The sequence below is a fragment of the Streptomyces sp. S186 genome (assembly GCF_051603415.1).
Lineage (GTDB): Bacteria > Actinomycetota > Actinomycetes > Streptomycetales > Streptomycetaceae > Streptomyces.
In genome coordinates, this window is the sequence record NZ_CP193932.1 from 7,056,328 (window position 1) to 7,081,546 (window position 25,219).

The following is a 25,219-nucleotide window of genomic DNA, read 5'->3' on the forward strand; positions in this document are numbered from 1 at the left end:
CGCCATGCGGGGCGCCAAATCTCTGCCTCGTCAGCGAAGTTTATACGACATATGTTCTGGAAGTGTTTCGGCTACCCGCCTTGCGGATTTCCGGCAAGGCGGAATCCGGTCCACCGTCCGGGGTGATTTTCGCCGCTTTGTGCGGGAATTGGCAGGCGTCACCTCGCCATATATCCGTGAAACGGTCGGCCGGAACCCGTCGGTGTTTTTTACGAGCGGAAAGCGGACGACCCCGGCCGACTGGATATGCCTGCGGAAAATGCCCCGCGCGCTCCTCTCCCAGAGTAACGGTACCGTCCTGCCCCTGACGCGTTATCGATCAGACTGCCGGGGCATCATCGACCGTAGCCCGTACGCCGGGGCGGCGCCTACCAGCCCGTGCCCGCGAGCAGTTCACCCGAGGAGGGACCCGCCGATGGGGGAGAAGGTCGCCGCGGCCGGGCACGACCTGGCGGACCGGGAGCGTTATCGAAGAAAGCTGTACGACTGTCTGGAGGGATTGCACCGACTGCTGGCGGAGAAGCGGTTCGACCGCCCCAAGAATCTCATGGGTCTGGAGATCGAGCTCAATCTCGCGGGTGCCGACGGCCTCCCCCGCATGCTGAACTCCGAGGTCCTCGAACGGATCGCCAGCGGCGATTTCCAGACCGAACTCGCCCAGTGCAATCTTGAGGTCAACATCACCCCGCACCGATTGTCCGGACGCGTTCTCGACCAGCTCGCCGAGGAACTGCGCACCGGACTCGGCTATGCGGAGCGAAAAGCCCGGGAAGTCGCCGCCCGCATCGTCATGATCGGCATCCTGCCCACCCTGCACGCCGACGACCTCACCGTCGCCAGCCTCTCCGCCAACGACCGCTACGTCCTCCTCAACGAGCAGATGCGGGCCGCCCGCGGCGAGGACTTCGCCATCGACATCCAGGGCGTCGAGCACCTGGTCACCCGCTCGCCCTCGATCGCCCCCGAGGCTGCCTGCACCTCCGTCCAACTGCACCTCCAGGTGACGCCCGGCCGGTTCGCCGCTGTCTGGAACGCGGCCCAGGCGATCGCCGCCGTCCAGATAGCCGTCGGCGCCAACGCTCCCTTCTTCTTCGGCCGGGAACTGTGGCGCGAGTCGCGGCCGCCGGTCTTCCAGCAGGCCACCGACACCCGCGCGCCGGAACTCCAGACCCAGGGGGTGCGCCCGCGCACCTGGTTCGGCGAGCGCTGGGTGGACTCCGCCTACGACCTCTTCGAGGAGAACCTGCGCTTCTTCCCGCCGCTGCTGCCGCTGTGCGGGCCGCAGGACCCGCTGCGCGTCCTCGACGAGGGCGGCGCGCCCGACCTCGCCGAAATGGTGCTCCACAACGGCACGATCTACCGCTGGAACCGCCCCGTCTACGCGGTCGCCGACGGCGTCCCCCACCTCCGCGTCGAGAACCGTGTCCTGCCGGCCGGCCCCACCATCGCCGACGTCATCGCCAACACCGCCTTCTACTACGGTCTGGTCCGCGCCCTGGCCGAACAACCCCGCCCCGTGTGGACCCGGCTCCCGTTCAGCGCCGCGGCCGCCAACTTCGACACCGCCTGCCGCCACGGCATCGACGCCACCCTCCGCTGGCCCCGGCCCGGCCGCGCCGGCGGCCTCACCGAGCTGCCCGCGGTCCGCCTCGTCCGCCAGGAACTGCTGCCGCTGGCGGCCGCCGGACTGGACGCCTGGGGCGTCGAACCGGCCGACCGCGACCACTACCTGGGCATCATCGAGGCGCGCTGCGCACGCCGGGTCAACGGGGCCTCCTGGCAGGCCGGGGCGTTCCACCACGCGCTGCGCCAGGGGCTGTCCCGGGACGCCGCGCTGGCCGCGATGACCCGGCGCTACGGCGAGCTGATGCACACCGGGGAGCCGGTCCACACCTGGCCGGTGCCGTGGGCGCCCGGCGCGGTCGTCGTCCCGGCGCAGCGGCGCAGCGCGGCCGGGGGCACCGTGTCGTGACCGGCGCAGTGCGGCGCCCGCGACGGCTCCCGTTCACTGGCTGACCCGGCGCCGGTCTACCGGGGACCGTGCCGGCCCGCTGCCGTGATGGCCTTGAGGATCGCCTCGTGGATCTGGGCTGGTAGGCGGCCAGGGTGGTGTCGTGGAGGCCGGGGGCACCGCGCGGCACCGGGGACAGGAGTTCCTGGCGGGGTCCAGCCGCCAGCGGCCTCCCCGCCCGGGGACCGGCAGGGCCATCGACGGCGAGGCGTCCACGGCGGTGGTGATCCGGGCGCTCCGCACCGTGACGGTCCACATGCCCAGCAGCGCCCGGAGCTCCTTGGCCGGCGGCGGATCGGCGGGGGTGCCCGGGGGCGTCGTCCAGCAGCGTTATGAAGCGGTTGGCGGCGCGGCTCTCGTCGGCGGTCAGGGAGTCCTGGTCGACCAGGGTGTACGGGGCGGCGGCCTCTTCGCCGGTGCCGGGCTCCTTATGGTCGGCGGTGTCGATACGGGCCAGGGCCGGCAGCCCGGTGGCGCTGCGGGCCGGGTCGGCGATGCCCAGGTATAAGGCGCTGCCGGAGGTCGCGGCCCGGGTCAGCGCGGTCCAGGAGTACGTCCTTCCTGGCCGGCCGGAGGCCTTGGCGGCACTGTGGACCGCGCCCAGCGCGACCGGCGAGGAGGCGAGGGTGCTCACGGAGGTCAAGAAGGGCCGGCCGATCGTTGCGCGCGCGAGCCGGCGACCTCGGAGGAGGGCTGTGCGTTGACCGTGACGTCCAGGCACTTGCCGTCGGTGCGGACCTCGTCCTCTCTGGCGCGGTCCGCCACCGCGTTCAGCGTCGGCGCCATATCGGGCGAGGCGACCACTTTCAGCCGCACGGAGTCGCCGTCGCACGGCGTGCCGAAGGGGAGTGCGCCGCGCAGTGCCACGACCGAGCCGGCGGCGACCATCACGACGACGGCGGTGGCCAGAACGAGCGCCCGGCGGCGGGCGCGGGTGGGGGACCCCGTGGCCGGTGGTGCGGAGTCGTCGGGCAAGCTGTGACGTCCCATGCGGTAGCGCCCCTCCTGATCTCGGAGGTTCGGAACCCCGGACCTCCCTCGGGATCGATGCGGACGGGAACACCCCACGAGGAGGGCGCCCGTTCCCGGCCTGTCGCGAGTGATCTTCGTACCTGCTTTCGAGACCCTGGCGGGGCGGCGGTGCAGAGGCGGTAGTGCGGAAGTGGAGGAACCTTTTGCAGTCGGAAACAAGTCCCTTGGGGAACGCGGACGTTCCGGGCGCGGGGAACGGGTCGGGGCGGCTCGCCGGGGCGGCCGGTGAGCCCGCCCGCGGCGTGCTGCGGAACGAGACGCTGATCGTCCTGGCGCTGTCCCTGGGGGCCAGCGCGGTCTCCGCGCTGATCAGCTTCATCGGGTCGCTGACGAAGCCCGGCGGTCTTGCGCACCAGGCGGCGACGCTCAACGCCTCGCACGCCCCCGGCCGGCCGTGGCTGGATCTCGCCTGGCAGCTGTTCGGGATCGCGACCGCGCTGGTGCCGGTCGTGCTGGTGGCCCATCTGCTGCTGCGGGAACGCGCCGGCGGGCTGCGCGCGATCGGCTTCGACCGGCGGCGGCCCGGCTTCGACCTGGGGCTGGGCACCGGGCTGGCGGCCGCCATCGGGGGCAGCGGACTGCTGCTCTACCTGGGCGCGCGGGCGGCCGGCTTCAATCTGACGGTGGTGCCCGAGGCGCTGCCCGACGTGTGGTGGAAGATCCCGGTGCTGGTCGCCTCCGCGGTGCAGAACGCCGTCCTGGAGGAGGTCATCGTCGTCGGGTATCTGCTGCGCAGGCTGGGGCAACTGGGGTGGGCGCCGTGGGCCGCGGTGGCGGCCAGTTCGGTGCTGCGCGGCTCGTACCACCTTTACCAGGGCGTCGGCGGCTTCTTCGGCAACATGGTGATGGGCGTGGTCTTCGTCCTGGTGTACCGGCGCTGGGGCCGGGTGGGGCCCCTGGTCGCCGCGCACGCACTGATCGACATCGTGGCGTTCCTGGGGTACGCACTGCTCGCGGGGCGGGTGTCCTGGCTGCCGACGATGTGAGCGGCGCGGTGACGACGGTGCGGGGCGGGTGGCCTGGTGGCCCCCGCCCCGCACCGCGTCCGGGCGCCGTCAGGGGGTGGCGAGCAGCTCGCCGTCGATGACGGTCACCGCCGAGCCGGTCAGCAGCGTGCGGTCGCCGCGCACAGCGGTCCGCACGAGGCCGGTCCGCACGCCTCCCTGGAGGCCGACCAGGGTGTCGCGGCCCAGACGCGCCGACCAGAAGGGGGCGAGGGCGGTGTGCGCGCTCCCGGTGACCGGGTCCTCGTCGATGCCCACGTTGGGGAAGAAGCCGCGGGAGACGAAGTCGTAGACGCCGTCGGGGTCTTCGGCCGGTGCGGTGGCGATCACGCCCCGCGAGCGGTACCCGGCCAGCAGGGCGATGTCGGGCGACAGGTCCCGTACGGACTTCTCGTCGGCCAGCTCGATCAGCAGGTCGCCGACGTTCGGCCCGGTGTCGTGACAGGAGCGGATCCCGGCGCCGAGCGCCCGGGCGACGGTCTCCGGCACGTCCACGGGGGTCAGCGGGGCGGTGGGGAAGTCCATGGTGATCGAGCCGCCCTCGTCGGCGGTGGTGATCAGCACGCCGCTGCGGGTGCGGAAGCGGACCGCGCCGGTGGCCGTCCCCGTGGTGTGCAGCACGTGCGCGGTGGCCAGGGTGGCGTGCCCGCACATGTTCACCTCGGCAGCCGGGGTGAGCCAGCGCAGCGCCCAGTCGGCGTCGCCGCCCGGCGGGAGCGGGTGTGCGAAGGCGGTTTCGGAGAGATTGACCTCGGTGGCGACGTGCTGGAGCCAGGCGTCCTCGGGGAACGCGTCGGAGTCCAGCAGTACGACCCCGGCGGGGTTGCCGGCGAACGGGCGCTCGGTGAAGGCGTCGACGATGCGGATCTCCATGGCCCGGGAGCGTAGGCGGGCCACCAGGCCACTCGCCAAGGCCAATCCTGGGGAATTGGACCTGCAAAGGCGCGGCTCGACGGGGCATGGGTTCGTACGCCGCCGTGCTGCCCCGCCAAGTGCGGTGAGGCGTATGCCGGTTGAGGCGGGCTGTGATCCGGACGGGCCGGCGGAGAAAGCGAAGAAGTCGCGAGAAGGCCCTTGCTCGCCGAGTGTTCTCGATATATCGTTGAGGCATCGCGATCGGTCAACGATGGCGAGCGATAGCAGTGTGTGCGTGAGCACCGATGACGAGAAGGAGGACGCCATGCGTTCCCACGGATTCGAGTACGGGCCCGAGCGTGGACGTGAGCAGTTCGGTCCCGGGCGCCACGGCGGCCACGGCGGCCGCGGGGAGTTCGGCGGCGGATTCGAGCGGCGCCGGGCCGCCTTCGGTGGCTTCGGCCCGCCCTTCGGGGGTCCGCCCTTCGGTGGTGGCCGGGGGCGCGGCGGACCGCGCGGCCGGGCCCGGCGCGGCGATGTGCGGGCCTCGATACTGGCGCTGCTCAAGGACCGCCCGATGCACGGTTACGAGATGATCCAGGAGATCGCCGAGCGCAGCGGCGGGGCGTGGAAGCCCAGTCCTGGCTCGGTCTATCCCACCCTCCAACTGCTGGAGGACGAGGGGCTGATCACCAGCGCCAGCGAAGGCGGCAAGAAGCTGTTCTCGCTGACCGACGCCGGGCGCGAGGAGGCCGACAGCGGCTCCGACGCCCCTTGGGAGGACGCCGGCCGCGGCGTCGACTGGGAGGCCATGAACGAGATACGGAAGGCGGGCGGCGGCCTGGTCGAGGCGTTCCGTCAGGTGTGGGCCACCGGCAGTCCCGAGCAGCGGGAGAAGGCCATGGCGGTGGTCAACAAGGCCCGTAAGGAGCTGTATCTGATCCTCGCCGAGGAGGACTGACGCGGCGGGCCGGGGTGGTGGTGCGACAGTGGCGGCCGCCCCGGCCGGCGGCTCAGGCCACCAGGCCGGCGAGCCTGCGCAGGGACTCGTCCAGCGCGGCGCTCGCCGAGTCCTTGAGCTTGGCCGCCATCAGGGAGACCGCGGCGCCGGTGAAGGTTCCGTCGATCCGGACCGCGGTCGCCTCGCCGTCGGGCGTCAGCTCATAGCGCATGCCGAGGCTGACGCCCATCGGGCCCTTGCCCTTGACGGCGAGCAGCCGCCCCGGCTTCAGCTCCTGCACGGTCCAGGTCACCTCCGCCGGGAAGCCCATCAGCTTCATGTTCTCCTCGTAGGCCGCGCCCACCTGGAGGGGCTGGGGGCCGCCGTGCGGGAAGCCGGTGTGGGTGGCGTTCCACTGCCCGTAGGAGTCGAAGTCGGTGAGCCGGGCCCAGACCTTCTCGACCGGTGCCTCGATCCGGGTCCGGGCGGTGACATCGGCCATGCGAGCACCCCTTCGGTGACGGTGTCCTGGCTGGTGCGCGGAACGTAGCGGCGCGGAAGCGAAGGTGCAAGGGTGACGGCGGAGCTTTGCTGATGGGGCGTCAGGGAGTCGGTTCCGGGTGAGGGGGGAGGTGTGCGTGGCATTGATATATGGGGTGGTGAAACGGAATTGCACCTGTTTGCGACGGGATGCCCGTCCTCCATGGTCTCTGCGCATATCCTCCGCAAGGATGAGACCGTGTGCGGGCTTCCCCAACCAGGGTGGGATGCGCAAATGCTTCCCGCCGGGGATGCTTCCGCCTTTCAGAACTGGTGGGGTTGGGCTGTGCAACACCGTACTGCGTACAGCGGCGGGGACCGCTCCGCCCAGGAAGACCCCGACAGTCAGCTCTCCGTGGAGCTCGCTTCGGTGGTTTCCGCTGCCCGCAGACGAGCCACCCGCGACGGTGACCGGCAGGTCGACACCGCCCACCTGCTCCACGGACTCCTGGAATGGGACCCCGCGGTCCGTGAGGTCTTCGACGGCGGCCACCAGGTCGCTCGGCTCCTCGGCTACCTCGTCCAGCGCAGCATCGGCTACGGCCTCCAATGGCACGGCACCGTCGAGGACTCCGGCGCCGTCCCCATGGTCGCCGAGGGCGGCGCCCCCGGCTGGTCGCCCGCCGCGGCCGCCGCCATGGACGGCGCCCTCGATCGCGCCCACGCTCGCTACGCCACCCGTGCCGACTGCCTCGACCTCCTCGCCGCACTCGTCGACGATCCCGAATCCCGGGCCGTGGAAGTCCTGCGCCGCGCCTCCGTCGACACCGCCCGGCTCGCCGCCCGCCTCGACGGCGACCAGCGCCCCGTACCGGACTGACCGGGACGCCGCGCACCGCGCCCCCCGGCCCCGTATCGCCTGTTGAGACAGGGGTTTCGGGGGATGACGCTGCTGACCACGGCTGCCATGATGACCCGATGCACGCCTCATCGGGGAGCCCGGCAGGTCGCACGACCGGCCCGGCCCAGGGGACAACCGGGTCCGGCGCGACCCGGCATTCGGCCGCCCGCGACCCGCGCTCCGCCCCTCGCGCCGGACGCGGCGCGGGGCTCGGCATCGCCCTGCTCTCCGCGCTCGCCTTCGGCGGCTCGGGAGTCGCCGCCAAACCCCTGATAGCCGCCGGCCTCGAACCGCTGCACGTCACCTGGCTGCGCGTCACCGGCGCCGCGCTGGTGCTGCTCCCCGTCGCCTGGCGCCACCGCGACCTGCCCCGCCGCCGGCCCGTACTGCTCGCCGGTTTCGGGCTGTTGGCCGTCGCGGGTGTGCAGGCGTGCTACTTCGCCGCGCTCTCCCGTATCCCCGTCGGCGTGGCGCTGCTCATCGAGTACCTCGCCCCGGCCCTCCTCCTGGGATGGGTGCGCTTCGTCCAGAAGCGCCCCGTGACCCGGGCCGCCGCCGTCGGCGTCGTTCTGGCCGTCGGCGGACTGGCCTGCGTCGTAGAGGTCTGGTCCGGCCTCAGTTTCGACGCCCTGGGCCTCGCCCTCGCGCTGGGCGCAGCCTGCTGCCAGGTCGGGTACTTCGTCCTCTCCGACCACGGCGGCGGCGACGGGGAGGGCGACACGGCCCCGGACCCCGTGGGCGTGATCGCCTACGGCCTGCTGATCGGCACGGTCGTCCTCACCCTCGTCGCCCGCCCCTGGACCATGCACTGGTCCGTCCTGGCCCGCACCGCGGACATGAACGGCATCCGCCTCCCCGCCGTGCTGCTCCTCGCCTGGATCGTGCTGGTCGCCACCGTGGCCGCCTACCTCACCGGCGTGGTGTCGATCCGGCGCCTCTCCCCGCAGGTCGCCGGCGTCGTCGCCTGCCTGGAGGCGGTGATCGCCACCGTGCTCGCCTGGGTGCTGCTCGGCGAACACCTCTCCGCACCCCAGATCGCCGGCGGCGCGGTGGTCCTGACCGGCGCCTTCATCGCCCAGACGGCCAAACCGCAGAGCCGGCCGGCAGAGCCCGGCACCGTCACCGTGGCCACCGGGGGAGCACCCGCCATGGACGCCCCTCGGGACGCCGAACGCACCACGGAACGACGGCCCCACGGCGCCCCTCGACAATGATGTGGCGGCCGGCGCCCCCCACGGCATAGGCTGACGATCATGCATTCGACTGTGCTTCCCCCTCCCGCCGCGTAAGGCGGGCGGCGGCCTCCGAGGAAATCCCGGCCCGGGCGGAGTCCCGAGCCGGTCGACGCTGCCCGCACACGGGACCACGCGACCAAGTGACGGCGCCCCACGCCGTCCTGGATTTCCCGGAGTACACCTCCCATGCACAGCACACCTCACTCCGCCCTGCCCGTGGGCCGGGGACTCGTCTACGTCTCCCTCGCCGCGACCGCCTGGGGCACCGCCGGAGCGGCCGCCGCCCTCCTCTACCAAGGCAGCGGACTCGGCCCCCTCGCCCTCACCTTCTGGCGCACCTTCGGCGGCCTGCTGCTCCTGCTCGGCGCACGGGCGGCGCGCCGCCGGGGCACCACCGACGCGGCCGACACCACCGCCGTTCCCGCCGAGCCGTCGTCCCGTCGCGCCGCGCGGGCCGCGGTCACCGGCCTCGCGCTCGCCGTCTTCCAAGCCGCCTACTTCGCCGCCGTCGAAACCACCGGCCTGGCCGTCGGCACCGTCGTCACCATGGGCGCCGGCCCCGTCCTCATCGCCATCGGAGCCCGTCTCACCATGGGCGAACGGCTCGGCGCCGGCGGCATCCTGGCCGTCGCCGGGGCACTGACCGGACTGCTCGTCCTCGTCCTCGGCGGCGAGGGCACCGCCACCGTCCGCCCCGACGGCGTCGGCTACGCCCTGCTCTCCGCCGCGGCGTGCGCCGTGATGACCCTGACCACCCGCCGCTTCGGCCGGGGCGGCGGCCGCGACCCGTACGCCTCGACCCTCGGCGCGTTCGCGGTCGGTGCGCTGTGCCTGCTGCCGTTCGCCGCGGCCGAGGGCCTCTGGCCGCACCTGCACGACCTGGGCCGCAGCCTGCTGCTGCTCGGGTACATCGCCGCCGTCCCGACCGCGCTCGCCTACGGCCTGTACTTCGCCGGACTGGCCGTCGTACGGGCCGCGACCGCCTCCGTGATCTCCCTGATCGAACCGGTGTCGGCGGCGGCCATCGCGGTGCTGTTCCTCGGTGAACGGCTCAGCGTGTCGACCGCGGCCGGTACGGCGGTGCTGCTCACGGCCGTCGCGGCGCTGGCGGTGGCGGAGGCCCGCACCATCGACCGCGGCCGAGCCGGGTAGGCGCCCGGCGGCTGGTCCCACGGGACGGCGTTCCTACGGGACGGACTCCCGGGGAGCGTCGGTCCTACGGGACCAGCCGCCAGAACTGCCGCTTGTCCCGGTCCCGGACGACGACCCCCAGCCGGGCCAGCTCGTCCCGCAACTCCCGGGCCTCCTCGGCCGTTCCGGACTTGCCCAGGGCCCGTTCGCGCGCGGTGAACAGGGCGTTGGCGCCGACCGGCAGGCCCGGGGTCTCCGGGACCCAGCGCCGGAACGCGTCCTCGTGCGGATCGCGGTCCGCCCAGTGGTAGCCGTGCGCGCGGAACGCCTCGGCGAGGCGCCGGGCGCTCAAGGTGCAGCCCTCCCGCGCGAGTTCGGCGGTGTCCGGGCCGAGGAGGACCAGCTGCTTGCCGTCCCGGAACGCCACGTCGACCTGCTCGCGCGGGAACGCCCGGGGCTTGGCCCGCCGGGTGAGGACCACCTCGTCGTCGGCGACGCGGACGGCCAGCTCCTCGTACTGCCCGTAGAGCGCCATCGCCAGCCCCAGCGCGCCGCCCACGGTCAGCAGGCCGACCGTCAGCCAGGGTTCCGGAATCGAGGTGAGCAGCCGGGCCGGGCCCTGCCAGGGCGCGTGATCCAGCGTCACCAGCCACTTCGCGAGCAGGCCCACCAGCCAGCCGAGGCCGGCGCCGAGCGCGGCGAACACCGCGCACACGGCGACCACCAGCGCCGGCGAGTCGGCCAGGACGGTGGCGCCGGTCGCCCGGCCCGGCTCCGGCCCGGCGGGGCCCGGAGCGGACTGTGGTTTCTCGGTGTCCATGTGACGGATCCCCCTGTGTGTGCGTGTGGTGCGGACCCTTCGAGTCGACCGTGATCCGTGTGACTCGACTGTGATCTGCGTGAGTTGACCGCGATCCGCGTGAGTTGACCGCAATGATAAACCGAGTACGCGGTCTATTATTGGCTGTGGAGGCCGATCGGTACCGGCCCCGAGGGCAGCACGGCAGCGGCCCCGCGAAGCGAGCGGACACCGGGCCACAGGCAGGGAAGCGGCAGCGGCATGAGGAAGATCGACCCGGCGAAGCACCGGGCCCGACGCCGGCACATCGTGCACACCGCAGCCCAACTCTTCGCCACCAAAGGCTTCGAGCGCACCACGACGGCCGAGATCTGCAAGGCCGCCGGCATGAGCTCCGGCAACCTCTTCCACTACTTCCCCAACAAGCGCGCGATCTTCCATGCGCTCTTCGAGGACGACGAGGAAGGGGCAGCGGGCGAGAGCAAGGCCGAGCGGCTCGCCCGGGCACAGACGAGCGAGGACCCCTGGGGAGCGCTGCTGGAGGTCGTGGACCTGCTCACCGCCGACGCCATGGATCCGATGGCCCCGCAGCTGGTCATGGAGGCCGTCGTCCAGGCGCACCGCGACCCCGAACTCGACGCCCTCCTCGGCCGGGACAACGCCCGGGAACACGCGGCCGTCGCCGCCCTGCTCACCAAGGCGGCCGCCGCGGGCCAGATCGACTCCACGCTGGACCCGCACGCCACCGCTTCCTGGGTCCTGGCCCTCGTCGCCTCCCTGTACACCGGCGCGGCCGGCGACCCGTCGTTCAAGCCCGCGGAGCAACTCCCCCTGCTGCGCCTCATCCTCCAGCGCTTCCTTCAGGCACCACCGCTCGACGACGCCGCCCCCGGGACGTGACGGGCATGCTCACGTCCCGGGCCTGACCGGCACGTGCCGACGCGCGCTCAGTGCTCCTCGGCGCCGACGGCACGGGACCGGGGCTTGGCCCGCAGATGGATGCGCTCGCCCTGGCGCCCGAAGAGACTGAGGATCTCCACCGGCCCGTCGCCGGTGCTCCCGAACCAGTGCGGCAACCGCGTGTCGAACTCCGCGGCCTCGCCCGCCCCCATGACCAGATCATGGTCGGCCAGCACCAGCCGCAACCGCCCCGCCAGCACATACAGCCACTCGTACCCCTCGTGGGTGCACGGGTCCGGCGTGCTCCGCGTGGCCGGAATGACCATCTTGAACGTCTGCAACGGACCCGGGTGACGGGTCAGCGGCAGCGCCGTGGAACCGTGCAGGACCTGCGGCTTCAACCGGACCCGCGGATCACCGACCTCCGGCGCCCCGACCAGCTCGTCCAGCGGGACCTGATGCGCCTGCGCAACGGGAGCAGCAGTTCCAGACTCGGCCTGCGCTGACCGGACTCCAACCGCGACAGGGTGCTCTTGGAGATCTCGGTCGCCTCGGCGAGCGCGGACAACGTGACCCCGTGCTCCGTCCGCAACCGCTTCAGACGCGGACCGACCTCGGCGAGGGCCCGGGAGATGGCAGATGAGGGTTCCACGCCGCCCATTGCACCGCGCGGTTCCCGGAATCGGCAATACGGATTGCTGTGGGATCGGCAACGGTGGTTGTTGGGCCGGGGGCCGGGTGCCGGACGGCCGGTCTTCCGGAGTCCGGTCGTCCGGGTTCCGGTCGTCCGGTGGGCCACTGGGCTCCCGGTCGCGGCTCCCCGCCCGCCTGCCGCCTACTTCCGTTCGGTCGGCCGGCTCGTGGACGGGGCCGGGCCGCGGGCGGCCGCGAGGCGGCGCTGCTGGTGGCGGCGTGCGGCGGCATCGCCGGGGCCGTCCCGCTCGGCGAGGCGTTCCGATATCTGGTGCTGGACGGTCTCGCTCCGCTTGCCGCCGTACTTGAACTTGGCGCGCACCTCGTGCACTTCGAGGCGCAACCCGCGGATCCCCGGCAGCTGCCGTCCGTACGGGGCCTCGCCGGCGACGACCGGGGCCGAACCACCGTCCGGCTGGAAGTGCGTGACCTGGCGTTGCAGCAACTCGGCCTTGGCGTCGGGGTCGTCCACCACATGCGCGGTGCAGACGAGCTGGACCGCGGCGTAGAAGCTGGTGGGGACGCCGTGCTCGGGGAGCTGGTCCACCTCGGCCTGCCAGGGGCCGGGGATGAAGGTGTAGTCGTCGACCACGCTCAGCAGGACCGTCGGGCGGTCGAGCAGGGCGGGCCAGATGGGGTTGGGGCGGGCGAGGTGGGCGAGGGCCTCGCGGCGGGCGGGATCGTAGGCGAAGTGGAGCGGCTGCACCCACGGCGGTTCGCCGGCGGAGCCGTTGGCGGCCAGCTGCCCGAAGTCATGGGTGGCGAGCCACGCCTGCCATTCGGCGTCGTCGGTGGGGGCGTCCCAGGGATGGATGAGCATCGGCGCTCCTCAGAGGGCGGAGAGGTAGGCCGGGGCCGGGATGCCGGGTGCGAGGTCGTCGGCCGGTATCGGAGTGCCGTACGTGGGAGAGACGGGGAGAACACCCGTCCAGTGGGGGAGGGTCAGGTCCTCCGGCTCGTCGTTGGGGCCGCCGGTGCGGATCTTCGCGGAGACCTCGCGCAGGTCGAGGCGGAGCACGGCGGTGGCGGCCAGTTCCTTGGCGTTGGCGGGCCGGGAGTCCGCCGCGCGGCCGGGCAGCACATGGTCGACGAGGGCGTCCAGGGCGGCCTTCTTCTCGTCCTCGTCGGTGACCTGGTGGGCGGTGCCGTGGACCACGACGCTGCGGTAGTTGATGGAGTGGTGGAACGCGGACCTGGCGAGGACGAGGCCGTCGACATGGGTCACCGTGACGCAGACCGGAAGGCCCGGGTCCGCGCTCTGTTCGCCGGCCATCCGCAGCGGGCGCGAACCGGTCGAACCGTGGACGTAGAGGCAGTCATCGACCCGGCCGTAGAGCGTCGGCAGGACGACCGGGGCGCCGTCGCGCACGAAGCCGAGGTGACAGACGTAGCCCTCGTCGAGGATCGCGTGCACCGTCGCCTCGTCGTACCGGGCCCGTTCCCGAGCGCGGGTGGGGAGCGTGCGATCCGTCGCGGCAAAAGACTTTCCCTCGGGCATTGCGAACTCCATTGCACTAGTGCATAATCAACTTTGTGCTAGGAGAGTATCGGATCGAAGGGCGGCGCGCATCGGAGATTGCCGCAAGCGTCGAGCGAGCCATCGGTGCCGGCGAGCTCCAACCAGGCGAAGTCCTGCCCCCGCTAAGAGAGTTGGCCGTCTATCTGGAGGTGAATCCCAATACGGTCGCGGCCGCGTACCGCACCCTCCGCGACCGTGGAGTGATCGAAACGGCGGGCCGGCGCGGCAGTCGCGTCCGTCCGAGACCCGCCAGTACGCCCCGGGAAGCCCTGCGGGCGGTGGCGCCGCCCGGCGTTCGTAACGTCGCGGACGGCAATCCCGACCCCGCGCTGCTCCCCTCGCTGGAGGAAGCCCTGGCCGAAGCCGCCGCGCGCAACCGGCGGCGCCCCGTCCTCTACGGCATGCCCGCCGTCGACGACGACCTCGAAGCACTCGCCCGGGCGGACTTCACCCGAGACGGAGTGCCCGAGAGCCCCATCGCCGTCACCAGCGGATCGCTCGACGCCATCGAGCGCGTCCTCGCGGCACACCTGCGCCCCGGAGACGCGGTGGCGGTCGAGGACCCGGGCTGGGGCAGTCTGCTCGACCTCATCCCCGCCCTCGGACTGCGCCCCGTACCCGTCGGCGTGGACGACGACGGCCCGGTCCCCGAGCGGATGGCGGCCGCGCTCAACGGCGGAGCCCGCGCGGTCGTCGTCACCGACCGGGCGCAGAACCCCACGGGCGCCGCCCTCAGCGGCCCCCGCGCCGCCGAACTCCGCACCCTCCTGGGCAAACACCGCGGAGTGCTGCTCATCGAGGACGACCACGGCCACGGCATCGTCGACCTCCCGCTGCACCCGCTCTCCGGCGTCACCGACCACTGGGTGCTGGTCCGCTCGACGGCCAAGGCATATGGGCCCGATCTGCGTCTCGCGGCACTCACCGGTGACGCGATCACCATCGACCGGGTCCGCGGACGCCAGCGCCTCGGCCCCGGCTGGGTCAGCCATCTCGTCCAGCATGCGGTCGTGCACCTCTGGCGCACCCACGCGATCGACCCCAAGGAGATCGCCGGCGCATACGGCGAACGACGGGACGCACTGATACGCGCCCTGCGTGAGCGCGGAGTCCCGGCGCGGGGGCGCAGCGGGATGAACGTCTGGGTACCGGTCCCGGACGAGACGGGCGCGGTGGCCCGCATCCTGCACTCCGGCTGGGCGGTCGCCCCCGGCGCCCGCTTCCGTATGCAGTCCCCCCAAGGCATCCGGATCACCGTCTCCGGCCTCACCTCGGACGACATCGCCCCCCTGGCCGAGGCGGTAGCGGAGGCGCTGGGGGCGGGGGCGGGCGAGGTGGGGAGGTATGAGTGAGGGCGGGTGAGGGGTGACGTAGTAGGGGCTGGACGGGGGTTGGGTGGGGGTGGGGGGAGGCCCCCAGGGGGAGGGGGAACGGAGAGGGGCGGCTTGGTGGGGATGCCGGGCGGTTCGGCCCCCGAGGGGATCGGGGGCCGAGCGAAGTCGGGGTGCCCTGTCGGGGTGCCCTGGCGTTCGTCCGTGGTGTGCGTTGGGCTTGGGTTGCGTTCGGGACGCTTTGGGGGCGCGTTCGGGGTGGGGGTGGCGGCTATCAGGTGCGGGGTTTGCTTTGGGTGAGGGCGGCGCCGGCCAGGATGATCAGGGCGCCCACGGGGGTGTTCCAGGTGAGGCGCTCGTTGAGGAGGGCCACGCCGGCTGTGGTGGCGATGACAGGGACGAAGTAGGTGACCATCTGGGCCGTGGTGGGGCCGACCTCCGCGACCAGGCCGTACTGGAGGAGGAAGGCGATGCCGGTGCCCAGGGCGCCGAGGGCGAAGACGGCGAGCAACGGGACGAGTGGGAACGAGGCCGGCATCGGGGTGAACAGTGCGGTGACCACGGCCAGTTGGAGGGTGGCGAGCAGGAGCTGTGCGCTGGACTTGGCGAGGTGTGAGTGCTGGTCCCGCGCGAGGGTGCGGCGGACGTAGATCCAACCGATGGGGTAGCTGAGCGAGGCGCCCAGGGCCATGGCCGTGCCCGTCAGGTCGGTGCCGGAGAATCCCTGCCAGGCGCCGAGGACGGTGAGCACACCCAGGAATCCGATGCCGAGCCCCGCGACCCGACGCCGGGTCGGGCGGTCCTCCGACAGCGCCACGACCGACAGCACCATGCCCCACAGCGGCGAGGTGGCGTTGCAGATGCTGGCCAGGGTGGAGGGGATCGTCAGCTCGGAGTAGGCGAAGAGCGAGAACGGCAGCGCGTTGAGGAGGAACGCGGCGACCGCGAGGTGGCCCCAGGTCCGGGCCGAGCGCGGGAGTCGTTGGCGCTTGATCGCGAGGAATGCCAGCAACACCAGCGCGCCGAACGCCACCCGGCCCAGCGTGACCTGCAGGGGCGCGAAGCCCTCGGTGCCCACCTTCATGAAGAGGAAGCTGAAGCCCCACACCAGGCTGAGGAAGGCGAAGCGGATCTGCCAGGCGAGGGCGCGGCGTGGTGTCGGCGCGCCCTGGGCGGGGCGGGAGTTGGCCGTGATCCCGGCGGGCTTCGTTGCGGGGGCGGGTGCCGGGGTGTCGATGGCGGAGGCGGGTGCGTCGGGTGTGGCGGGTGCGTTGGTCGTGCTCATGGCGACTACGATGCCCGGATGGGAATTCGTAGCACAAGCGAAAATTAATGGGAGGTATCGCTTAGCATCACTTACATGTTGAACCTTGATCGACTCCGCACGCTGTCCGCCATCGCCCGGCACGGCTCGGTCAGTGCGGCCGCCGAGGGGCTGCATGTGACGACCTCGGCGGTCTCGCAGCAGATCGCCAAGCTGGAGCGCGAGACCGGGCAGCAGCTGCTGGCGAAGAACGGGCGGGGGATCCGGCTGACCGACGCCGGGCGACTGCTTGCCGATCATGCGGCGAGGATCCTGTCCCAGGTGGAGCTCGCGCAGGCCGAGCTGGAAGCGCATCGCGGCCGGCCCGTGGGTGAGCTGCGGATGAGCGCCTTCCCCACCGCGGCGCGTGGCCTCTTCCCGTCCGCGCTCGCCGCGTTGCGCGCCGAACATCCGCAACTCCGGCCGCGGCTGTGGGAGATGGAGCCGGACGACTCGGTGCGCGGAGTGGTGCGCGGTGACGTCGATCTGGCCGTCGTACTCGACTGGTACAACCGGCCGTTGTCGCTGCCCGAGGGTCTGGCGAAGGCGCCGCTGCTCGACGACCCGTCCGATGTGGCGATGCCGTCGGCTCATCCGTTGGCCGGGCGGCGGTACGTGGAGTTGGAGGAGTTCACGGATGACGAGTGGATCTCCTGGCCGCAGGCGGGGTTCTGCCATGACTGGCTGATGTTCACCCTGCGCAGCAAGGGCATCGAGCCCCGGGTCGCGCACCTGGCCGAGGAGCACCACACCCAGCTTGCCCTGATCGCGGCCGGGTTGGGGGTCGCGGTGGCGCCGCGGCTGGGGCGCGGGCCGGTGCCGGAGGGGGTGAGCGTGGTGCCCGTATGTCATCCGATGCGGCGCCATGTCTACGCCATCTGGCGCGCGGACGCCGATCGCCGGCCCTCGATCCGGGCGGCCGTTGCGGCGCTTCGGGAGGCCGGCGAGCGGGTTGAGGCCGGGATGGGGGCGACGACGGGTGGGGTGGGAGCGTAGGGGGTGCGAGCAATTCGGCTGTCAGTGCCCGGGCGACGGGCTCTGGCCGAGAGTGTCGAGGAACGCGGTGAGTTCGGCGGTTTCGGGGGCGCTCAGCTCGCCGTGGGTCGCGAGTGCCTGTTCGGCGTGGTGGCGGGCGGCGTCGGGGTCGTCGGGGACCAGGGTGTAGGCGATGCCCTGGTGGGCGCGGGCGATCTGCGGGCTGCTGTCGATGGCGCGGGCGATGTCCAGCGCCAGCTGGTGTCGGCGGCGGGCGGCGTCGCGGCGGCCGGCCGCATGGTAGGTGGCACCGAGGTCGTTGAGGACCTCGCTCTCGGCGCGCCGGTCGCCCATCCGGCGGCTGAGGGAGAGCGCCCGTGTGTGGTGCTCGACGGCCTCGCCGAACTGTCCCAGTTGCCGGTAACTGGTGCCTGTGTTCGTGAGGGTGAGGGCCTCGCCCCACGGGTCGCCGATTTCCCGGTAGCGGTCAAGCGCCCGCCGGTGGTGGTCGAGGGCCTCCGCGGCTCGCCCGAGCCGGGCGTAGACCGCGCCCAGGCTGGTCAGGCTCAGGGCCTCGCCCCAGGGGGCGTCGATGCCGCTGTAGAGGTCCAGGGCCTGCTGATGGAGGTCTATGGCCTCCTTGCTCTGCCCCAACTGGCCCTGGGCGATACCGAAGTTGGTGAGGATGACCGCCTCGCCCCAGGTGTCGCCGATCTCCCGGCACAGGGCCAGTGCCTCCAGTCCCCGGTTGAAGGCGTCCTCGTAGCGCCCGGCGTGCCAGCAGGCGACGGCGAGGCTGGTCAGTATCTCGGCGTGGGCCAGGCGGTGGTCGAGGTCCCCGGTGACGGTCAGGGCGAGTTCATGGGTGTGGACCCAGTCCAGGGTGCGCCCCCGGATGTCGAAGAAGTGCTGGAGGACGTGGGTGTACTGCCAGACGTGGTCGTTCCTGCCCCGCGCCGCGGCGTGCGTGATCATCGTGACGAGGTTGGTGTGCTCGGCCTCGTACCAGGCCAGGGCCGAGGCTCGGTCGCTCACGTCCGGGGTGTCGGTGGGTGGGCAGGCGACCTCGAAGGGGAGCAGCCGCTGTCCCGGCGCCACCACGGGGCGGGCGTGCAGAACGGTGTGCAGATAGTGGTCGAGGAGCCGGCGTTCCGCCTCTTCCCGCTGTGCGGGGGGCTCGGTTTCGTGCAGGACCTCCTGGGTGTGCCGGCGGAGCAGGTCGTGCAGTTGATAGCGGTGGGGTGCGTACTGCTCCAGCAGGTGCACGTCGACGAGTTCCTCCAGCCACTGCCGTGCCGTCGCCACGTCCGTACCCGCCAGGGCCGCGGCCGCGTACGCGTCGAGATCGGTGCCGGGGTGCAGGCCGAGCAGCCGGAACAGCCGCTGGTGGCCGGGGCTCAGGCGCGCATAGGAGAGGGCGAAGGCCGCGCTGACCGCCTGCTCGTTGCCGCCGGGGCCGGATCGGCGGCGGCCCGCGCGGAGCTCGGCGGTGAGGTCTTCCGCCGTCCACGCGGGCCGGTGGGCGAGGCGGGCCGCTGCCATGCGGATGGCCAGCGGCAGGTAGCCGCACAGCTCGGCGATCTCGGCGACGGCCTCGGGCGCGTCGGCGACCCGGTCGTGGCCCGCGATCCGGGCCACCAGTGCGCACGCCTCCGCTGCGGGTAGCACATCGAGCGCGAGCGGGACGGCACCCTCCAGTGCCAGGAGCCGTCGCCGGGAGGTCACCAACACCGCGCACGAGGCGGAGCCGGGCAGCAGCGGACGCACCTGCGCCGCGTCGGCGGCGTTGTCCAGCACCACCAGCGCCCGCCAGTCCGACAGGGTGGTACGCCACAGAGCCGACCGCTCCTCCAGGGTGTGCGGAATGCGTGCACCGTCGACACCGGCCATGCGCAGCAGCGCCTCCAGCGCCGACGCCGGGCCCACCGGGTCGTACCCCGGGGTGAAGCCATGGAGGTCGCAGTAGAACTGGCCGTCCGGGAACGTTCCGGCCATGAGATGGGCGGCGTGCACCGCCAGCGTGGTCTTGCCGACGCCCGCCATGCCGTCGATCGCCGAGACCACCACCGCGCTCGCGGAGCCGTCGCCGACCAGCTCCGTGAGCCGGGCCACCTCGGTGGTGCGGCCGGTGAAGTCCGGTATGTCATACGGCAGATACCGCCGGCGCCCAAGGGGACGGGACTCCGCCGCCCTCGGCGCCCCTGCCGCCTCCGCCGGCTCGTCGGCCGCGGCTGTGGCGAGCAGGCGCCGCTGGTCGTCCGCCCCCAATCGGAGTGCCTTTGCGACCTCCCGCACCGAGGCCATGCGGGGCACCCGTCCCTGCCCGGACTCCAGTGCGCGGATGGTCCGGGCCGACAGCCCCGCCCGCTCCGCCAGTTCCTCCTGGGTCAGCCCAGCCCGCCGCCTGCAGGCGCGCAGCACTGTGTCGAACCGTTCCGGCATGTCCTCTCCTCGCCCCGCGGGCCCGGACTCGACGGCTCCGGACCGCACGGCCCGGGCCACCCGGCTTCACTTCCGATGCGGCACTGTGGCAAACGCGGGAGAACGTCCGCTAAACGTCCGCTGGACGTCCTGTCGGCGGCGCGGGACGGGCGGCAGCATCATGCGTGCCCCCATCCAGGGGGCACGCGGAGTGCCGCACTGCGGTCAACCCGCAACGGGGGAAGGTTTGTTGGAGCGCCGCGAGGTCAGCACGCGGCCGACGCGTCTTCCTCACCTGCCGATCCGCCGTCGGAGGGGACGCCGCCGACGGCCCGTATCCGAAGGAGCATGGTGTATACACGAAGAATCGTCGCCACCGCATCCGTCCTCGCCGCGAGCCTCGGATTCCTGGGGATGACCTCCACCGCGGCCTCGGCCTCGGCTGACGACGGGGTCCGTGTCACCAAGGCGCCCGCAACCGCGTCGGCCTGCGCCTTTGCCGTCTACACCCCCGACAACAGCTACTGCTACAACGACGCAGGCAGCTACGGAATCGGCCCCATCACGGGAGTCAGCAAGGTCTGCGTCTACTCCGGCTGGGCGGTCTACGCCTGGGCGCCCAACCCCGGAGAGCCGCACCGCTCCAAGCTTCAGCACCAGGCCGACCCGTGCGACGACTACACCCAGGTACCGGGCAACACGGTCGTCGACTGGGTCGAGCTGCACCCGTAGCAAACAAGCGAGGCCCGGGTGGAGCCCCGCAGTTCCGGTCCCGGAGCTGCGGGGCTCCTTCGCGTCAGGCTTGGTCACCGCCACCCGGCTCGGGCCGCCCGGTCGTCGTGGTCATGAGGGTATTCCAGGATGAGTTCTCGAAGTAGACAACGGACAGAACGCACGACCCCATAGCCCTGTACGCGTAGCCGTAGTAGCCCTGTTCGCGTCAGAACAGCCATGTTGGTCAGCGTCGTGTGTGGACGCGGGCGGCTCCTGGTGAAGCGCCTTGATCCAGAAGTCCGGCAACGGGCGGCCTCCGGCCTGTAAGGCGCTGTGCTGCGCGACTGTGACGCCGTGGACCAGGGCTCGCCGTACTACTGGGACCTCTTGGACGTACGGCGTCACCAGACGCTGGACACCGCCGACCGAAAATCTCGGATCCTCCGGTCAGGCGCACATCCGCCGACTGAGTCACCCGGACGAATCCTGTCCAGCCAGAGATGGCAACGTGCGACGGGGAGGTGTCAGGCGGAAGCTGCTACTCGCGCCGTAGCGTGTGGAGTTCGCAGATGTCCGGGTCGGTGACGAAGCGGTACATCCTGGGCTTGACGCGGCTGCCTGTGACGCCGAACGAGAACGAACTCCGCTGGTCTTGGAAGTCCCCGTCCAAGAACTGCTTGTCGGTGAAGGACAGGTTGACGTCGTCATCGCTCATCAAGCTGTTCTTCGCTGCCGGTCTCAGCTTCCAGGTGCCAGAGCCATGGCCTCCGTGCTTCGGTTTCTTCGGATAGTTGAACTCAGGCCAGTCGGTTGCGCTGAACGTCCCGTCCTCCTTGAGTGTCACGGTCCCGAACGGGTCGGCGCGGTAGGTGCCGATCACGTCCTGCCGGCTGAGCCCGGCAGGACGATCGCCCTCGTCGCCGCAAGGGAAGTAGCGGGCGCAGCCAGTACTGACGACCGAGGTAGCCGCTACACAAGCACATATCAGACCCACAGCGCGCCAACGCATCCAAACTCCCTCTATCCGCAACATAAGCGGTGCAAGGCAAGGATCTCAGATGTGCCCGTGTGCACATCACCAGGGGCACGTTGTGCGCGGGCGCCGTCAGTCCGCGCGATACGCGCCCGCCCGGCCGGACGCCATCTGGCCGTGACAGCGTCACCCGGCCTGGATGAGGTTGCCGGGCAATGTCCCGCTGACGGTGACCCGGTGTTCGCCCCGCCTCGGTGACCATTTCCGGCCGGGTTTGCCGCACCGGGTAACTACGGGAAACTACAAGAACCCCCTCACCTCCTCCCTGTGCCCCCGACTGCCGCCATCCCCCTCCAAGGTGCCGCCATCTCCGCCTCCTAGCCCACCCTGGGCCCTGGGGTGGTGATGGCCTGGATGATGCCCAGGTCGAGCAAGTCCTGGGGGCGGATGTGGAGTTCGTCGGCGGTGTGTTGGGCTTCCGCGGGGGTGCGTTTGAGGATGGCGGCGGCGAGTTCGGGGGCGATGACGGAGAAGTAGCTGTCGGGGGTGGCCCACAGGCGGTTCGGTGCCGACAGGGCCAGGGCGCCGCCCGAGCCGCCTTCGCCGATGAGGAGCGAGCTGACCGGGACGTGGGCGGTGGCGAGCGCGGTGAAGGTGTCGGCGATGGCCGCACCGGCGCCCGCGCGTTCGGCGTCCGCGTCGTTGGCGGCGCCCGGGGTGTCCACGAGGGTGAGGACCGGGATGCCGAGGCGGTCCGCGAGGCGTATCAGGCGGTTCGCGGTGCGGAATCCGGCGGGGCGGGTGGCCGTGCCGCACTGGGCGGCGAAGGCGATCGTGCGGCCGTCGCGGTGGCCGAAACCACAGCGCATACCGGGATCGCGTCCGCCGCACCGGTCGCCGCTGATCTCCTCCCAGTCGTCGAAGTATGACCGTAGATACGCCTCGGCGCGGGGGCGTTGGGCATCGCGGGCCCGGATCACCGCGTCCCAGCCGGTCTCCGGCAGCTCTGTGGTACCCAGTGCGCACGGGACCGGGGCCGGGCTGGGTGGTTCGGCCGGTGGGCCTTGGGCTCTGCCGAGGAGACGGAGCCAGCGTTGGAGGGTGGCGCGGAGTGTGTCGGCGGGGACGACGGCGTCGACCTGGCCGGCCGCGAACTGTCCCTCGGCGGAGTAGGCGTGGGGGTCGGCGTCCGCAGGGCGTACCCGCGAGCCGGCGAAGCCGATCTGGGCCCTGGGGAGGGCGAGGATCACATCGGCTCCGGCGCCCAGCGTGGCCCAGCCGCCGCCGGTGGTCGGATCGCGGAGTACCGCGATCTGCGGGAGTCCCGCGGCGCGGTTCAGCGCCGACTGCCGGACCACCCGCTGGAGTTGGGCGAGTGCCCGCATCCCTTCCTGCATGCGGCTGCCGCCGGTGGCGATCAGCGACACCAGTGGCAGGCGCCGCTCGCGGGCCTCGGTGTAGGCGGCCTCCAGCCGGTCGCCGGTGCGTTCCCCGAGGGAACCGCCGAGGAAGCCGAACTCGAAGGAGAGCACCACGGCCTCGGTGCCGCCGATCGTGGCGAGGGCGGTGAGCACCGACTCCTCCTCGCCGGTGCGGGCGCGGGCGCGTTCTCGGGAGGCGTCGTAGCCGCGCCAGCCGAGTGGGCCGTCGGGAGGAGAGGAAGCGGCGGCGGTGGACGGGCCGGCAGGAGCGGGGTGGGGGAGTTCGGTGAAGGAGTCGGTGACGGCCGCCATGGCTTGACGTGCCGTCAGGCGGAGGCTGGGCAGTGGCGTCGTGGGGTGCGGTGGCTGCTCATGCATGGCCGGCTCCTGCCGGGGGTGCCGGGGCCCGGAGGTCGCGCTTGAGGATCTTGCCCATGTCGTTGCGGGGGAGGGCTTCGAGGAAGTGCACGATGCGGGGGCGCTTGTGGGGGGCCAGCTGGCGGGCGACATGGTCGGCCAGCTCCTGGGCGGAGGGCGGCGGTGCGGCGTCGGGGCCGGTCACGGGCACGATCCAGGCGACGATCCGCTCGCCCAGGTCCTCGTCGGGCTCGCCGGTGACGGCGGCCTCGGCAACGCCGGGGTGCGCCAGGAGGGCGTTCTCGATCTCGCCGGCGCCGATCTTGTAGCCGCCGCTCTTGATGAGGTCGGTGGCCCTCCGGCCGACGATGCGGTAGTTCCCGGCGGGGTCCCGCACGGCCATGTCGCCGGTGCGGAACCAGCCGCCGTCGAAGGCCGCGGCGGTGGCGTCGGGGCGGTTGAGGTACTCGGTGAAGAGGTTGGGGCCGCGCACCTGGATCTCGCCGACCGTTTCGCCGTCGCTCGCCTCCAGGGCCTGCCCCGCGTCGTCGACGAGGCGGACGTAGACCCCGGGGAGGGGCACGCCGACCGTGCCGGTGGCGTCCGGGCCGTCCGCGCGCACGCTGGTGTTCATCAGCGTCTCGGTCATGCCGTACCGCTCGATCACCCGGCGGCCGGTGGCCGCCAGGAGGCGTTCGTGATCCGTGAGGGGCAGTGCGGCGGAGCCGGAGACCAGCAGCCGGGCGCGGCCCAGTGCCTTGGCGAGGGCCGGATTCTCGCCGGCTTCGAGGGCGAGGCGGTGGTACATCGTCGGGACGCCGAAGAGCATCGTGCCGTCCGCGGACAGCTCCCGGGCGACCCCGTCGGTGCTGAAGCGGCCCAGGTGGTGCACGCTGCCGCCGCGGCGCAGCGGACCGAGCACGCCCAGGATCAGACCGTGGACGTGGAACAGCGGCAGAGCGTGCACCAGGACGTCGTCGGCCGTCCACTGCCAGGCGTCCGCCAGCGCGTCGAGGGTGTGGGCGAGGGCGCGCCGGGGGAGGACGACGCCCTTGGGCGCGCCGGTCGTACCGGAGGTGTAGACGATCAGGGCCGGGGACTCCTCGCCCGGCTCCAGGGGGAGCGGGTGGGGTGTGATGTCCTCCGAAGGCTCGGCGGGGATCTCCACGTCGAGGCGGGGGAGCGCGGCGAGCGGGCCGGGCAGGGTGGCGTCCGGCTCGGTCAGGACGAGAGCGGGGGCGCTGTCCGCCAGGATGTGCGCCAGCTCGCGCTCGCCGATCTTCGGGTTCACCGGCACCGCGGCCACCCCGGCGAGCAGCGCGGCGACGACCGCCACGGACGTCTCCAGTGTCGGGGTCGCCCAGACCGCGATGCGGGCCGCGCCGCCGCCCGGGGCCGCTCCGCCGATCCGTTCGGCCAGCGGGCCGACCACCGCGGCCAGTTGGCGATAGTCGAGCGCGCGGTCGCCGAAGCGCAGCGCGGGGGCGGGCGAGCCGTCGCGCAGGGCGGGGAAGAGCACGTTCACCGGGTCTCCTTCGGTCTTGTCGGCCGCCGGCCGGGTCGGCCGGGCGTCCCGATCCCGCACGCGCCGCCGCGCGGAACGGGCTGACGAAGACCACTCTCGCAGAGACCGCAGGCTTTGTGATCGACGTGTTGCCGGCCTGTGGATAACTCGGTTGGCGCGACGGCGGGCAGTGTGTCCGCGGCCGGTGTGCGAGCGGCGGCACTCAGCCCGGGAGCTTGCGGAAGTCCCAGGACACCACCGCTTCCGGCGTCAGGCGCAGCCAGGCGTGCCGGCCGTCGTGCGGCATTTCCGCGAGCCCGAAGTACTTCTCCGCGAACAGCTTTTCCGGAGCGGCCAGTTCCGGGCAGCTTTCTCCGATGCGCGGCGCCTCGCCGACGAACTCCGCGCGGCCGGTCAGTTCGGCGCCGCGCAGCTCCGCGTAGGAGTGTCCGTCGTCGACGAGCACCGAGAGCCGCGGGTCCTGGCGCAGCTGCGTCCAGCGCTTGCTGCGGATGATCGAGTACAGCCAGAGTGCCGTCCCGTCCCAGGCGAACCACAGCGCGCCCACGTGCGGAGTGCCGTCCCCGCCGACCGTGGCGACCCGGCAGGTTCGCTGTGTCGTCAGGAAGGCGTCCAGCTCCTGCGGGGTCATCATGATGCGGCGGCCGTGGCGCTGGGGCGTCGGCGCGGGCTTCCTGGAGGAGCCCTCCGTGCGGGGTG

Annotated in this window: 23 protein-coding genes and 1 pseudogene; 11 read left to right on the forward strand and 13 right to left on the reverse strand. The window is 72.3% G+C overall.

Translation table 11 applies throughout. The annotated features are described in order from the left end of the window. Nucleotides 1-415 precede the first annotated feature (415 nt). Together ACRAS8_RS30400 and ACRAS8_RS30405 are read left to right on the forward strand one after the other, a co-directional pair. On the forward strand, nucleotides 416-1,972 hold the full coding sequence (locus ACRAS8_RS30400) for a glutamate--cysteine ligase (protein ID WP_438489180.1): 1,557 nt from the start codon (nucleotides 416-418) through the stop codon (nucleotides 1,970-1,972). A 142-nt stretch (nucleotides 1,973-2,114) separates the two neighbouring features. After that, nucleotides 2,115-2,519 carry a hypothetical protein gene (locus ACRAS8_RS30405; RefSeq protein ID WP_438489181.1) on the forward strand — a complete coding sequence of 135 codons (405 nt, stop codon included), beginning with the start codon at nucleotides 2,115-2,117 and terminating at the stop codon, nucleotides 2,517-2,519. Between the two features lie 131 nt (nucleotides 2,520-2,650). Here the strand turns inward: ACRAS8_RS30405 and ACRAS8_RS30410 are convergent, their stop codons facing one another. Continuing rightward, a complete protein-coding gene (locus ACRAS8_RS30410) occupies nucleotides 2,651-3,001 on the reverse strand; it encodes a hypothetical protein (RefSeq protein ID WP_438489182.1) in 351 nt (116 codons plus the stop codon). A gap of 185 nt (nucleotides 3,002-3,186) precedes the next feature. On the opposite strand from ACRAS8_RS30410, the gene ACRAS8_RS30415 reads away from it, so the two are divergent. Next, the gene (locus ACRAS8_RS30415; RefSeq protein ID WP_438489183.1) at nucleotides 3,187-4,029 is read left to right on the forward strand and encodes a CPBP family intramembrane glutamic endopeptidase; all 843 of its coding nucleotides are present in this window, start codon (nucleotides 3,187-3,189) and stop codon (nucleotides 4,027-4,029) included. Between the two features lie 69 nt (nucleotides 4,030-4,098). On the opposite strand, the gene ACRAS8_RS30420 is transcribed toward ACRAS8_RS30415, so the two are convergent. Further along, complete coding sequence (locus ACRAS8_RS30420) at nucleotides 4,099-4,920, reverse strand: PhzF family phenazine biosynthesis protein (protein WP_438489184.1); 822 nt, start codon at nucleotides 4,918-4,920, stop codon at nucleotides 4,099-4,101. A gap of 307 nt (nucleotides 4,921-5,227) precedes the next feature. Here ACRAS8_RS30420 and ACRAS8_RS30425 point away from each other — a divergent pair, with 307 nt between their 5' ends. Next, nucleotides 5,228-5,863 carry a PadR family transcriptional regulator gene (locus ACRAS8_RS30425; protein ID WP_438490641.1) on the forward strand — a complete coding sequence of 212 codons (636 nt, stop codon included), beginning with the start codon at nucleotides 5,228-5,230 and terminating at the stop codon, nucleotides 5,861-5,863. Nucleotides 5,864-5,915: 52 nt separating this feature from the next. Here ACRAS8_RS30425 and ACRAS8_RS30430 read toward each other — a convergent pair whose 3' ends face one another. After that, complete coding sequence (locus tag ACRAS8_RS30430) at nucleotides 5,916-6,344, reverse strand: type II toxin-antitoxin system Rv0910 family toxin (protein WP_438489185.1); 429 nt, start codon at nucleotides 6,342-6,344, stop codon at nucleotides 5,916-5,918. A gap of 324 nt (nucleotides 6,345-6,668) precedes the next feature. On the opposite strand from ACRAS8_RS30430, the gene ACRAS8_RS30435 reads away from it, so the two are divergent. The 3 genes from ACRAS8_RS30435 to ACRAS8_RS30445 all read left to right on the forward strand — a co-directional run bounded on the left by ACRAS8_RS30435 (nucleotide 6,669) and on the right by ACRAS8_RS30445 (nucleotide 9,610). After that, nucleotides 6,669-7,202: a Clp protease N-terminal domain-containing protein gene (locus tag ACRAS8_RS30435; RefSeq protein ID WP_438489186.1), complete on the forward strand. Its 534-nt coding sequence runs from the start codon at nucleotides 6,669-6,671 to the stop codon at nucleotides 7,200-7,202. A gap of 98 nt (nucleotides 7,203-7,300) precedes the next feature. Beyond that, nucleotides 7,301-8,437, forward strand: coding sequence for an EamA family transporter (locus ACRAS8_RS30440; RefSeq protein WP_438489187.1), 1,137 nt, complete (start codon nucleotides 7,301-7,303; stop codon nucleotides 8,435-8,437). A gap of 207 nt (nucleotides 8,438-8,644) precedes the next feature. Further along, nucleotides 8,645-9,610 carry a DMT family transporter gene (locus ACRAS8_RS30445; RefSeq protein ID WP_438489188.1) on the forward strand — a complete coding sequence of 322 codons (966 nt, stop codon included), beginning with the start codon at nucleotides 8,645-8,647 and terminating at the stop codon, nucleotides 9,608-9,610. 64 nt (nucleotides 9,611-9,674) lie between these two features. Here the strand turns inward: ACRAS8_RS30445 and ACRAS8_RS30450 are convergent, their stop codons facing one another. Next, nucleotides 9,675-10,409 (reverse strand): YqeB family protein, encoded by a 735-nt coding sequence (locus ACRAS8_RS30450; protein ID WP_438489189.1) that lies wholly within the window; start codon nucleotides 10,407-10,409, stop codon nucleotides 9,675-9,677. Between the two features lie 240 nt (nucleotides 10,410-10,649). Here ACRAS8_RS30450 and ACRAS8_RS30455 point away from each other — a divergent pair, with 240 nt between their 5' ends. After that, nucleotides 10,650-11,288, forward strand: coding sequence for a TetR/AcrR family transcriptional regulator (locus ACRAS8_RS30455; RefSeq protein ID WP_438489190.1), 639 nt, complete (start codon nucleotides 10,650-10,652; stop codon nucleotides 11,286-11,288). 47 nt (nucleotides 11,289-11,335) lie between these two features. Here the strand turns inward: ACRAS8_RS30455 and ACRAS8_RS30460 are convergent. The 3 genes and pseudogenes from ACRAS8_RS30460 to ACRAS8_RS30470 form a co-directional block, all read right to left on the reverse strand. Then, nucleotides 11,336-11,949, reverse strand: a pseudogene (locus ACRAS8_RS30460) (helix-turn-helix domain-containing protein). A 174-nt stretch (nucleotides 11,950-12,123) separates the two neighbouring features. After that, nucleotides 12,124-12,801, reverse strand: a complete 678-nt coding sequence (locus ACRAS8_RS30465) for an FMN-binding negative transcriptional regulator (RefSeq protein ID WP_438489191.1) — start codon at nucleotides 12,799-12,801, stop codon at nucleotides 12,124-12,126. Nucleotides 12,802-12,810: 9 nt separating this feature from the next. Continuing rightward, a complete protein-coding gene (locus ACRAS8_RS30470) occupies nucleotides 12,811-13,491 on the reverse strand; it encodes a pyridoxamine 5'-phosphate oxidase family protein (protein WP_438489192.1) in 681 nt (226 codons plus the stop codon). Between the two features lie 23 nt (nucleotides 13,492-13,514). On the opposite strand from ACRAS8_RS30470, the gene ACRAS8_RS30475 reads away from it, so the two are divergent. Next, nucleotides 13,515-14,852, forward strand: coding sequence for an aminotransferase class I/II-fold pyridoxal phosphate-dependent enzyme (locus ACRAS8_RS30475; protein WP_438489193.1), 1,338 nt, complete (start codon nucleotides 13,515-13,517; stop codon nucleotides 14,850-14,852). A gap of 253 nt (nucleotides 14,853-15,105) precedes the next feature. On the opposite strand, the gene ACRAS8_RS30480 is transcribed toward ACRAS8_RS30475, so the two are convergent. Continuing rightward, nucleotides 15,106-16,116 carry a DMT family transporter gene (locus ACRAS8_RS30480; RefSeq protein ID WP_438489194.1) on the reverse strand — a complete coding sequence of 337 codons (1,011 nt, stop codon included), beginning with the start codon at nucleotides 16,114-16,116 and terminating at the stop codon, nucleotides 15,106-15,108. Nucleotides 16,117-16,191: 75 nt separating this feature from the next. Here ACRAS8_RS30480 and ACRAS8_RS30485 point away from each other — a divergent pair, with 75 nt between their 5' ends. After that, entirely contained in the window at nucleotides 16,192-17,130 is a 939-nt protein-coding gene (locus ACRAS8_RS30485) for a LysR family transcriptional regulator (protein ID WP_438489195.1), read from the forward strand. A gap of 21 nt (nucleotides 17,131-17,151) precedes the next feature. Here ACRAS8_RS30485 and ACRAS8_RS30490 read toward each other — a convergent pair whose 3' ends face one another. After that, nucleotides 17,152-19,551, reverse strand: a complete 2,400-nt coding sequence (locus ACRAS8_RS30490) for an ATP-binding protein (protein ID WP_438489196.1) — start codon at nucleotides 19,549-19,551, stop codon at nucleotides 17,152-17,154. 327 nt (nucleotides 19,552-19,878) lie between these two features. On the opposite strand from ACRAS8_RS30490, the gene ACRAS8_RS30495 reads away from it, so the two are divergent. Next, nucleotides 19,879-20,262, forward strand: a complete 384-nt coding sequence (locus tag ACRAS8_RS30495) for a hypothetical protein (protein WP_438489197.1) — start codon at nucleotides 19,879-19,881, stop codon at nucleotides 20,260-20,262. 520 nt (nucleotides 20,263-20,782) lie between these two features. On the opposite strand, the gene ACRAS8_RS30500 is transcribed toward ACRAS8_RS30495, so the two are convergent. The 4 genes from ACRAS8_RS30500 to ACRAS8_RS30515 all read right to left on the reverse strand — a co-directional run bounded on the left by ACRAS8_RS30500 (nucleotide 20,783) and on the right by ACRAS8_RS30515 (nucleotide 25,154). Next, nucleotides 20,783-21,124, reverse strand: a complete 342-nt coding sequence (locus tag ACRAS8_RS30500) for a hypothetical protein (protein ID WP_438489198.1) — start codon at nucleotides 21,122-21,124, stop codon at nucleotides 20,783-20,785. Between the two features lie 470 nt (nucleotides 21,125-21,594). After that, nucleotides 21,595-22,950 (reverse strand): carboxyl transferase domain-containing protein, encoded by a 1,356-nt coding sequence (locus ACRAS8_RS30505; RefSeq protein WP_438490642.1) that lies wholly within the window; start codon nucleotides 22,948-22,950, stop codon nucleotides 21,595-21,597. Between the two features lie 58 nt (nucleotides 22,951-23,008). Continuing rightward, the gene (locus ACRAS8_RS30510) at nucleotides 23,009-24,520 is read right to left on the reverse strand and encodes an acyl-CoA synthetase (RefSeq protein ID WP_438489199.1); all 1,512 of its coding nucleotides are present in this window, start codon (nucleotides 24,518-24,520) and stop codon (nucleotides 23,009-23,011) included. Between the two features lie 202 nt (nucleotides 24,521-24,722). Next, nucleotides 24,723-25,154 (reverse strand): pyridoxamine 5'-phosphate oxidase family protein, encoded by a 432-nt coding sequence (locus ACRAS8_RS30515; protein ID WP_438490643.1) that lies wholly within the window; start codon nucleotides 25,152-25,154, stop codon nucleotides 24,723-24,725. Between the last annotated feature and the right edge of the window lie 65 nt (nucleotides 25,155-25,219).

Excerpts from the sequence above, each read along its gene's own strand:
- ACRAS8_RS30400 (WP_438489180.1), top strand. The coding sequence starts at position 416 with ATGGGGGAGAAGGTCGCCGCGGCCGGGCACGACCTGGCGGACCGGGAG.
- ACRAS8_RS30410 (WP_438489182.1), bottom strand. The coding sequence starts at position 3,001 with ATGGGACGTCACAGCTTGCCCGACGACTCCGCACCACCGGCCACGGGG.
- ACRAS8_RS30420 (WP_438489184.1), bottom strand. The coding sequence starts at position 4,920 with ATGGAGATCCGCATCGTCGACGCCTTCACCGAGCGCCCGTTCGCCGGC.
- ACRAS8_RS30425 (WP_438490641.1), top strand. The coding sequence starts at position 5,228 with ATGCGTTCCCACGGATTCGAGTACGGGCCCGAGCGTGGACGTGAGCAG.
- ACRAS8_RS30430 (WP_438489185.1), bottom strand. The coding sequence starts at position 6,344 with ATGGCCGATGTCACCGCCCGGACCCGGATCGAGGCACCGGTCGAGAAG.
- ACRAS8_RS30440 (WP_438489187.1), top strand. The coding sequence starts at position 7,301 with ATGCACGCCTCATCGGGGAGCCCGGCAGGTCGCACGACCGGCCCGGCC.
- ACRAS8_RS30445 (WP_438489188.1), top strand. The coding sequence starts at position 8,645 with ATGCACAGCACACCTCACTCCGCCCTGCCCGTGGGCCGGGGACTCGTC.
- ACRAS8_RS30450 (WP_438489189.1), bottom strand. The coding sequence starts at position 10,409 with ATGGACACCGAGAAACCACAGTCCGCTCCGGGCCCCGCCGGGCCGGAG.
- ACRAS8_RS30455 (WP_438489190.1), top strand. The coding sequence starts at position 10,650 with ATGAGGAAGATCGACCCGGCGAAGCACCGGGCCCGACGCCGGCACATC.
- ACRAS8_RS30465 (WP_438489191.1), bottom strand. The coding sequence starts at position 12,801 with ATGCTCATCCATCCCTGGGACGCCCCCACCGACGACGCCGAATGGCAG.
- ACRAS8_RS30470 (WP_438489192.1), bottom strand. The coding sequence starts at position 13,491 with ATGGAGTTCGCAATGCCCGAGGGAAAGTCTTTTGCCGCGACGGATCGC.
- ACRAS8_RS30480 (WP_438489194.1), bottom strand. The coding sequence starts at position 16,116 with ATGAGCACGACCAACGCACCCGCCACACCCGACGCACCCGCCTCCGCC.
- ACRAS8_RS30485 (WP_438489195.1), top strand. The coding sequence starts at position 16,192 with ATGTTGAACCTTGATCGACTCCGCACGCTGTCCGCCATCGCCCGGCAC.
- ACRAS8_RS30490 (WP_438489196.1), bottom strand. The coding sequence starts at position 19,551 with ATGCCGGAACGGTTCGACACAGTGCTGCGCGCCTGCAGGCGGCGGGCT.
- ACRAS8_RS30495 (WP_438489197.1), top strand. The coding sequence starts at position 19,879 with ATGGTGTATACACGAAGAATCGTCGCCACCGCATCCGTCCTCGCCGCG.
- ACRAS8_RS30505 (WP_438490642.1), bottom strand. The coding sequence starts at position 22,950 with ATGGCGGCCGTCACCGACTCCTTCACCGAACTCCCCCACCCCGCTCCT.
- ACRAS8_RS30515 (WP_438490643.1), bottom strand. The coding sequence starts at position 25,154 with ATGATGACCCCGCAGGAGCTGGACGCCTTCCTGACGACACAGCGAACC.